This window comes from Erwinia sp. B116, from assembly GCF_002865965.1.
Taxonomy (GTDB): Bacteria; Pseudomonadota; Gammaproteobacteria; order Enterobacterales; family Enterobacteriaceae; genus Erwinia.
Genome location: NZ_JRZZ01000012.1, coordinates 58,728 through 67,226, shown reverse-complemented (window position 1 = coordinate 67,226; position 8,499 = coordinate 58,728). Strand labels below are relative to the sequence as shown.

Here is an 8,499-nt window from a genome sequence, read left to right as displayed (position 1 = left end):
GTTAAGCTGATGCTGCCACTGCAGCCACAGACCCGGCAGGGCACTCAACAACGGCAGAGCCACCAACAGCAGCAGACACCAGCGCCGCCACTGCCGCCGCAGGCGCTGCGTGCGCCACGGCAGCAAATTGACCGGCACCATCAGCGATCCTCCGGGCGCAGCGCCAGCCCGATCGCCAGCGAAAAAGCACCGGCACAGGCAGGCAACGGCGGCTGCCAGAAGCGCATCGCCTGCAGCGGTGACAGCGCCAGGGTGCCCGGCGGCGGCGGCTCCGCCAGCGCCGAGCTGTACCAGATCTCACCCGCCGCCGGCAGCTTACTCAGATGCAGGCTGCCAAAGTCTGCCGCCTCCTCCAGCGCACACCATCCCCACGGCTGTTCTGCATGCTGCGGTGCATACCACAGCCAGTGATCGCTGGTGCGGTGTACCAGCGTGGCGTGAGGGTCAAGGTTCAGGGTACCGGCCAGCACGCCGAGTGCACCGGGGGTCAGTTCCAGCACCTGCGGCACTAGGCCGGCCTGCTGCAGACAACTGACCCAGCTGTGTAACGCTTCCTGGCGGGTGGCGGTCAGCATCAGTTGCCCGGCGGCCGCAGAGCGGTAATCCAGCGCCAGCGCCTCCGGCTCGATCGGGAACAGCTGACGCGCCGCCGCGGTGATATAGCGGTGGCGATCGGGTTCGTGCAGGCGCATCGCCGGCAGGCTCAGCGGGCGCTGCATTACCGGATGTGGCGGGAACCCCACCCGTAGCGAAAAGCGGCCCGGCAACAGCCGACGCCAGCGCTGCAACAGCGCGCTAACGATGTCCGGACGTTGCATGAGGCCATTTCTTAACGTATCTTGCGGCAGGTCGTGTTGCCACCAGTGGCGGAGCTGCCAGCCGTTGCGGCGTTGCTGAACGGCAAGGGCACACAGCTGCCCGTTTTGAATATCCAGCCCGATCTGCCATATCTGAAGAGCCATGCGGCGATCTCCTTATCGTCAGTTTTAAAAGGACGTATCCAAGCTACTGGCTAGCCTTTATACTACCGCGCGATTGTTTATAAACTGCCCAATCGACTTTAAATGGGAAATATCAGGTGAAGTTCGTAAAGTATTTATTGATCCTTGCAGTGTGTTGCATTTTGCTGGGAGCAGGCTCGATCTATGGTTTATACAAATACATAGAGCCGCAGCTGCCCGACGTCGCCACGCTGAAAGATGTGCGTCTGCAGACGCCGATGCAGGTGTTCAGCGCAGACAACGAGCTGATCGCCCAGTACGGTGAAAAACGCCGTATCCCCCTGACGTTGCAGCAGATGCCGCCGCAGCTGGTGAAGGCCTTTATTGCCACCGAAGACAGCCGCTTTTATGAGCACCACGGCGTCGATCCGATCGGCATTTTCCGTGCTGCCAGCATTGCGCTGATGTCAGGGCACGCCTCGCAGGGTGCCAGTACCATCACCCAGCAGCTGGCGAGGAACTTCTTCCTCAGCCCCGAAAAAACGCTGACGCGCAAAATCAAGGAAGCTTTCCTGGCGATTCGTATCGAACAGACGATGAGCAAAGATGAGATCCTTGAGCTGTACCTGAACAAGATCTACCTCGGCTACCGCGCCTATGGCGTGGGCGCGGCGGCGCAGGTCTACTTCGGTAAAAACGTCGATGAGCTGTCGCTGAGCGAAATGGCGATGATTGCCGGCCTGCCGAAAGCGCCGTCGACCTTTAACCCGCTCTACTCCCATACCCGGGCGGTGCAGCGCCGTAATACGGTGCTGGCGCGCATGCTGGACCAGCAGTACATCACCCAGTCACAGTATGATGAGGCGCGTAACACGCCGCTGGTCGCTAACTACCACACGCCGGAGATCGCCTTCGGCGCCGCGTATCTGACCGAAATGGTGCGCCAGGAGATGGTTAAGCGTTACGGTGAAGACGCCTACAACGACGGCTACAAGGTCTACACCACCGTCACCCGCAAGCTGCAGCTGGCCGCGCAGGACGCGGTACAGAACAACGTGATCGCCTACGATATGCGCCACGGCTACCGCGGCCCGGCCAGCGTGCTGTGGCAGGCCAGCCAGCCGGCCTGGGGCCATGCGGAGATCGTGAAGACCCTGAGAGCGCTGCCGGTCTATGGCCCGCTTAATCCGGCGGTGGTCACCCAGGCGAGCAGCGAGCAGGCCAGCGCCACGCTGCGTGACGGCAGCATCGTCAGCCTCGATCTGGCGGCCGTCCGCTGGGCGCGTCCGTTTAAGTCGGATACGCTGCAGGGCGCCACACCACGCTCCGTGAGCCAGGTGCTGCAACCCGGCCAGCAGATCTGGCTGCGCCAGGTGGACAACGCCTGGCAGCTCGCCCAGGTGCCGGACGTCAACTCCTCGCTGGTGTCGCTCGATCCCAACGACGGTGCCGTGCGCGCGCTGGTCGGCGGCTTCGACTTCAACCTCAGCAAATTTAACCGCGCCACCCAGGCGCTGCGTCAGGTCGGTTCGAACATCAAACCCTTCCTGTATACCGCAGCGATGGATCGCGGCCTGACGCTGGCCTCGATCCTCAACGACGTGCCGATCTCGCGCTGGGATGCCGGTGCCGGTGCCGACTGGCGGCCGAAAAACTCACCGAACACCTACGCCGGGCCAATCCGCCTGCGTCAGGGGCTGGGTGAGTCGAAAAACGTGGTGATGGTGCGCGCCATGCGCGCCATGGGCGTCGACTACGCCGCTGAGTATCTGCAACGCTTCGGCTTCCCGGCGGAAAATATCGTGCATACCGAATCGCTGGCGCTGGGCTCGGCCTCCTTCACCCCGCTGCAGATGGTGCGCGGCTATTCGGTGATGGCCAACGGTGGTTTCCTGGTCGATCCGTACTTTATTACCCGCATTGAGAACGAGCAGGGTGACAAGGTCTTTGAGGTCAAACCGAAAATCGCCTGCCCGCAGTGCAATCTGCCGGTGATTTACGGCGAGACCCAAAAGGCGGTGGCGCTGAGCGAAGACAGCGTGGAAAACGTGGCGGTATCGCAGGAGAAAACCAACTTTGCCGTATCGCAGCCGCAGCTGGGCGAAGTCACTCAGCAGCAGGTGCAGCAGGACGGTGAGCAGCAGTATGCGCCACACGTGATCAACACTCCGCTGTCGTTCCTGATCAAAAGCGCGCTGAACTCGAACATCTTCGGCGAGCCCGGCTGGATGGGCACCGGCTGGCGTGCCGGCAAGGAGCTGAAACGCAACGATATCGGCGGCAAAACAGGCACCACCAACAGCTCGAAGGACGCCTGGTTCTCCGGCTACGGCCCTGGCGTGGTGACCTCGGTGTGGATTGGTTTTGACGACCACCGCCGCGATCTGGGGCGCACCACTGCGTCAGGGGCGATCAAGGAGCAGATCTCCGGCTACGAAGGCGGGGCCAAGAGTGCTCAGCCGGCGTGGGATGATTATATGAAAAGCGCGCTGGATGGCGTACCGCTAGAGCCACTGACGCCGCCGCAGGGCGTGGTGACGGTGAATATCGACCGCGGCACCGGTAAGCTGGCCAACGGTGGCGGCAACACCCGCCAGGAGTACTTTATCGAGGGCACCCAGCCCACCGAATACTCCGTGCACGACACCGGTACCACGCTTATTGATAACGGCGAAAGCCACGAGCTGTTCTGATCGAATGATGCCGGGCCAGCCCGGCGGTTCAGCGATACAGGCCGGGGCAACCCGGCCTTTTTTTTATCTCCGCGCCCGATCCTGAATAACGTTGTGATTGCGCGTTTACTACAAAGGCGTCACCGCTGTATGACTGCGCGTACCGCGTTTACCTGCGGATCAGTACGCTATACGCCCCTGCTTCACCAGCCATTCACGCACCAGAAACAGCGCGCTGACGTTACGCGCTTCGCGGAAATCCGGCTCATCAAGCAGCGCCAGCAGGTTGTTAAGCGGCCAGCGCAGCTGCGGCAGCGGCTCCGGTTCATCTCCTTCAAGCTGTTCCGGATACAACCCTTCCGCCACCACGATATTCATTTTACTGGAGAAATAGGAGGGGGCCATGGTCAGCCTGCCGAGACTTTCCAGCTGCTCTGCCCCAAAACCGGCCTCTTCTTTCAGCTCACGGTTCGCGGCCTCAAACGGGGTTTCACCCGGGTCGATCAACCCTTTAGGGAAGCCCAGCTCGTAGCACTCCAGCCCCACCGCGTACTCCTGAATCAGGATCAGGTGATCGTCAACGATCGGCACAATCATCACCGCTTCACGATCGGACGGGCGCATCCGTTCATAGACCCGGCGTGCGCCGTTGCTGAAGGCAAGATCCACCGCTTCAACGGTAAACAACCGCGATTGCGCCACCGTCTCGACCTTGAGGATGTCAGGTTTTTGTAATTGTCTGGTCATCATGGCCCCAGGATATAACCGAAGTAAGCGCCGGTACCCGCGTCGACAGCGGGAACTGACCGTATTAACGTTCATTGTGCGGCAGCCACCGCAGGAATCCAATCATCGCATGAATCATTTCACCTATTTATAACAAATCATTGTAAACATAAGGAAATTCTTTTAATGCAAGTCAAGCCACCCGCAGATAAATAGGATTATGCCGATATTCTTCATGAGAAATTCCGGGTACCATTCAGGACGGGCATCGAATACAAACATTATAACGCTATGATTTTTATTACTCTTTTTCCATTTATTGCTGATTGCAAGCACGGCGCAAACTCGCCACAATTGGTCAGGGCATGACGAGAGTCTTACGCGAGAACGGTGACAGGGGAATCGTGGCGGAAATGAGGGAAGCATGAGCACAGTGGTCATCATCCTGGCTGTAATGCTGGCCGGCTTCGTCGTGGCCGGCTGCCTGTTCTGGTTCGCCATGCGCCATCGCCCGCCTTTTGCTAAACCCCTGCCGTTTATCAGCCCCCCCAATCGCAAGCTGAACAGCACAGAGCGTGCGGCGGTTGAACGCTATCTGTCCGCGCTGGCGCGCCATCGTAGCGGTACGATCCCGTCAGGATCCAGCAGCTCGCCGCAGCAGCTCGCCTTAACGTCACAAAGCAACAACGTTTACCCGGTCACTCGGGCCATCACCCGCTACGGTCTGTCGACCGACGAACCGCATAAGTGGCGCTACTACCTTGATGAAGTTGAGGTGCATCTGCCCGCCCAGTGGGAGCAGTTCATTGCCGAAGAGAACTTCGTCGAGCTGATTAAAACGCAAAGCGTGCCATTAGTTATCTCCCTGAACGGCCATACGCTTGACGAATACCGCTGGGAGCCCCCGGTGCTCAGCAGCGCCCTGCGCGTCAGCGGACAAAACGCCTCAATCCGCCAGGAAGAGAGGGAAAACGTTGAGCTGCTGCGCGTGCGTAAAGAGAGTGCGGAAGAGTACGCGCTGAACCGGCCGGACGGCACGCGTGAGGCGCTGGTGATCGGCGTGGCCCTGCTGCTGTTCTTCGTTGCCCTGACCGGACCGCTGGTGCTGATGCCGTGGCTGGTGCTGGCCGGCGTCAGCATGGTGCTGGTCAGCTGCTGGTTCCTCTATCGCCCGCCCGCCAGCAAGGCACTGCGTGATATCCACTGCCTGCGCGGCACGCCGAAACGCTGGGGGCTGTTTGGTGAATCGAACCAGGGCCAGGCCAGTTCGATCTCGCTGGGCATCATCGATCTGATCTATCCGCCGCACTGGCAGAACTACGTCACCCAGGATCTCGGCCAGACCACAGAAATCGATCTCTACCTCAGCCGCCACGTAGTGCGCCAGGGGCGCTTCCTGTCGCTGCAGGATGAAGTGCGTAATTTTCCCCTGCAGCGCTGGCGCAAAAACGTGGTGCTGGCGGCCGGTTGCCTGCTGGTGCTGGCGCTGCTGATGAGCTGGGTTCCCCTCAGCATGCCGTGGAAAATCAGCCTGGCGTGGATTAAGGGCACCGAAAGCCTGCAGGTCAGCCAGGTCAGCGAGCTGGAAAAAGCCCACCTGCGCGTCGGCGACAGCCTGCGGGTAAAAGGTACCGGGATGTGTTCAGTACCGGCCATTTATCAGGGCAACCGAAACTACGCGTTTATGCCGTTCGACTGTTCTGCGGTGTACTGGAATAACGCCGTGCCGCTACCGCTGCCGCAGTCAGAGGTGATCGATAAGGCCACCGCACTGGTGGACGCCATCAGCCAGCAGCTGCACCCGCAAACCGGCGGCGATGCCAAGCTGAACCCGCAGCTGGCCAGCGCCATTCAGAAGGCCGGGATGATCCTTCTGGATGACTTTTCGGATATTGTGCAGAAAACTCAGGCGCTGTGCAGCCAGGAGCAGGATTGCGTCCGGCTGAAAAACGCGCTGGTCAACCTCGGCAGCGCCAAAGACTGGCCGACGCTGGTACGCCGCGCGGACTCCGGGGCGCTGAACGGCACTAACGTGATTCTGCGTCCGGTCAGCGCCGACGCGCTGGAAAATCTGGTCAACACCGCCACCGCCACCTTCTTCTATCGCGAAACGCGCCGGGCTGCCGAAGCGCTGAACAGCCCGCCGCCGGGCGGTTTTTTGCTGATCAGCGACGAAGGCCGTCAGCTGGTCAGCCAGCCAGCCCCGCCGGTATCACTGTTTGACTACAACGCGCCGGACCAGTGGCCGGCGCTGCAGCGGCTGGCCGGCATGATGCTGCATACGCCTTTCAACGTTTCCGGCATCGTCACCGGTATCACCACCGATGCCAACGGCACCCGACACGTGGTGCTGCACAGCGAACCCGACGTCACGACTCTGTGGCGTTATCTGGGCACCAGCCTGCTGCTGCTGGTGCTGCTGACAGGTTTTATCCTCAACACGCTGCTGGCCCTGCTGCGTATTCAGCGCAATCGTCAACGCCTGCTGGCTATCCAGCAGTACTACGATAAGTGCTTCAGCCACTCGCTGGGCGATATCAAGGCCATCCGCCCGTGACAGGCCCTGTACAGTTTGTGCTATTTTTAAGTCTAATCTGACTTCACCGACCCGGTACCTCCTGCGGCGATCCCTTCGCTGACTTGAAAGCACCCAAGGTGCCCACATATAGGGGTATTCCCAAGGAGCCACGATGAAAGAAAAACCCACTGACGGGGTCCGTCTTGATAAATGGCTGTGGGCGGCGCGCTTCTATAAAACCCGCGCCATCGCCCGCGAGATGATCGAGGGCGGCAAGGTTCACTATAACGGCCAGCGCGGTAAGCCGAGCAAACTGGTAGAGAGCGGTGCCGAACTGACGCTGCGTCAGGGAAACGACGAGCGCACGGTAGTGATCCAGGCCGTCAGCGACAAACGCGGCCCGGCTGGCGACGCCCGGCTGCTCTATCTTGAAACCGCGCAGAGCATTGAGAAACGCGAAAAGGTGGCGCTGGCGCGTAAGCTGAATGCGCTGAGCATGCCGCACCCCGACCGCCGCCCGGATAAAAAAGAGCGTCGCGACCTGATGAAATTTAAAAATTCCGGCGAGGGTGCTGAGTAACCCCGGCCCGCCACAATGAGAGAATAAGTTATGTCCCAGCAAGATCAGATGCACCGTTACCTGTTTGAAAACCACGCCGTGCGCGGCGAACTGGTCAACGTTTCCCAGACCTGGCGCGAAATCATCGCCGGGCACGACTACCCGCAACCGGTGCAGCAGATCCTCGGCGAGCTGCTGGTGGCCACCAGCCTGCTGACCGCCACGCTGAAGTTTGACGGTGACATCACCGTACAGCTGCAGGGTGACGGCCCGCTGAATCTGGCGGTAATTAACGGTAACAATCAGCAGGAGATGCGCGGCGTGGCGCGCGTGCAGGGCGAGATCGCCGACGGCAGCAGCCTGAAACAGCTGGTCGGCAACGGCTACCTGATCATCACCATTTCGCCGAAAGAGGGTGAACGCTATCAGGGCGTAGTCGGTCTGGAAGGCGACACGCTGGCCGCCTGTCTGGAAGATTACTTTATGCGTTCCGAGCAGCTGCCAACCCGGCTGTTTATCCACACCGGTGAGGCCGAAGGCCAGCCGGGCGCAGGCGGCGTACTGCTGCAGGTGCTGCCGGCCCAGGACAGCCAGATGGACGATTTCAGCCACCTCGCCACCCTGACCGAAACCCTGAAAACCGAAGAGCTGCTGACCCTGCCAGCGAACGAAGTCCTGTGGCGTCTCTACCATCAGGAAGAGGTGACGGTGTACGATCCGCAGCCGGTTTGCTTTAAGTGCACCTGCTCGCGCGAGCGCTGCGCCGATGTACTGAGCACCCTGCCGCAGCACGAAGTCGACGAGATCCTGGCGGAAGATGGCAATATTGATATGCACTGTGACTACTGCGGCAGCCACTACGTTTTCGACGCGGTGGATATTGCGGCCATCCGCAGCGGGTCGGCGGCAGCGGACCAACAGGTTCACTGATTTATAGCGGCATTGCGCCCGCGCCACTAGCGGGCCCTCAACTGAGGGCCCGCTAGTGGCGACTTCAGCGGCGGTCTATTTCTATCCTGCCAGACTCCCCGATGGCCTGAATCATTTTACCCACCGGGCTTTCCCTGTTTTCTCCTGCGCAGT

The 8,499-nt window shown here is 60.5% G+C and carries 6 protein-coding genes; 4 read left to right on the top strand and 2 right to left on the bottom strand.

Annotation, left to right across the window (positions count from 1 at the left end; genetic code table 11):
- Nucleotides 1-140 precede the first annotated feature (140 nt).
- Nucleotides 141-962, bottom strand: a complete 822-nt coding sequence (gene pilM / locus NV64_RS10945) for a type IV pilus biogenesis protein PilM (RefSeq protein WP_101505918.1) — start codon at nucleotides 960-962, stop codon at nucleotides 141-143.
- Between the two features lie 116 nt (nucleotides 963-1,078).
- On the opposite strand from pilM, the gene mrcA reads away from it, so the two are divergent.
- Entirely contained in the window at nucleotides 1,079-3,634 is a 2,556-nt protein-coding gene (gene mrcA, locus NV64_RS10940) for a peptidoglycan glycosyltransferase/peptidoglycan DD-transpeptidase MrcA (RefSeq protein WP_101505917.1), read from the top strand.
- Nucleotides 3,635-3,793: 159 nt separating this feature from the next.
- Here the strand turns inward: mrcA and nudE are convergent, their stop codons facing one another.
- Nucleotides 3,794-4,360, bottom strand: coding sequence for an ADP compounds hydrolase NudE (gene nudE / locus NV64_RS10935; protein WP_056232545.1), 567 nt, complete (start codon nucleotides 4,358-4,360; stop codon nucleotides 3,794-3,796).
- Nucleotides 4,361-4,763: 403 nt separating this feature from the next.
- Here nudE and NV64_RS10930 point away from each other — a divergent pair, with 403 nt between their 5' ends.
- The 3 genes from NV64_RS10930 to hslO all read left to right on the top strand — a co-directional run bounded on the left by NV64_RS10930 (nucleotide 4,764) and on the right by hslO (nucleotide 8,346).
- Nucleotides 4,764-6,896: an intracellular growth attenuator family protein gene (locus tag NV64_RS10930; protein ID WP_056232547.1), complete on the top strand. Its 2,133-nt coding sequence runs from the start codon at nucleotides 4,764-4,766 to the stop codon at nucleotides 6,894-6,896.
- 133 nt (nucleotides 6,897-7,029) lie between these two features.
- A complete protein-coding gene (hslR, locus tag NV64_RS10925) occupies nucleotides 7,030-7,437 on the top strand; it encodes a ribosome-associated heat shock protein Hsp15 (RefSeq protein ID WP_056232549.1) in 408 nt (135 codons plus the stop codon).
- 30 nt (nucleotides 7,438-7,467) lie between these two features.
- Nucleotides 7,468-8,346: an Hsp33 family molecular chaperone HslO gene (gene hslO / locus NV64_RS10920; protein WP_101505916.1), complete on the top strand. Its 879-nt coding sequence runs from the start codon at nucleotides 7,468-7,470 to the stop codon at nucleotides 8,344-8,346.
- Nucleotides 8,347-8,499 lie beyond the last annotated feature (153 nt).

Bases quoted from the DNA above. Each gene is read 5' to 3' on its own strand.
- hslR (WP_056232549.1), top strand. From the start codon at position 7,030: ATGAAAGAAAAACCCACTGACGGGGTCCGTCTTGATAAATGGCTGTGG.
- nudE (WP_056232545.1), bottom strand. From the start codon at position 4,360: ATGACCAGACAATTACAAAAACCTGACATCCTCAAGGTCGAGACGGTG.
- pilM (WP_101505918.1), bottom strand. From the start codon at position 962: ATGGCTCTTCAGATATGGCAGATCGGGCTGGATATTCAAAACGGGCAG.
- hslO (WP_101505916.1), top strand. From the start codon at position 7,468: ATGTCCCAGCAAGATCAGATGCACCGTTACCTGTTTGAAAACCACGCC.
- NV64_RS10930 (WP_056232547.1), top strand. From the start codon at position 4,764: ATGAGCACAGTGGTCATCATCCTGGCTGTAATGCTGGCCGGCTTCGTC.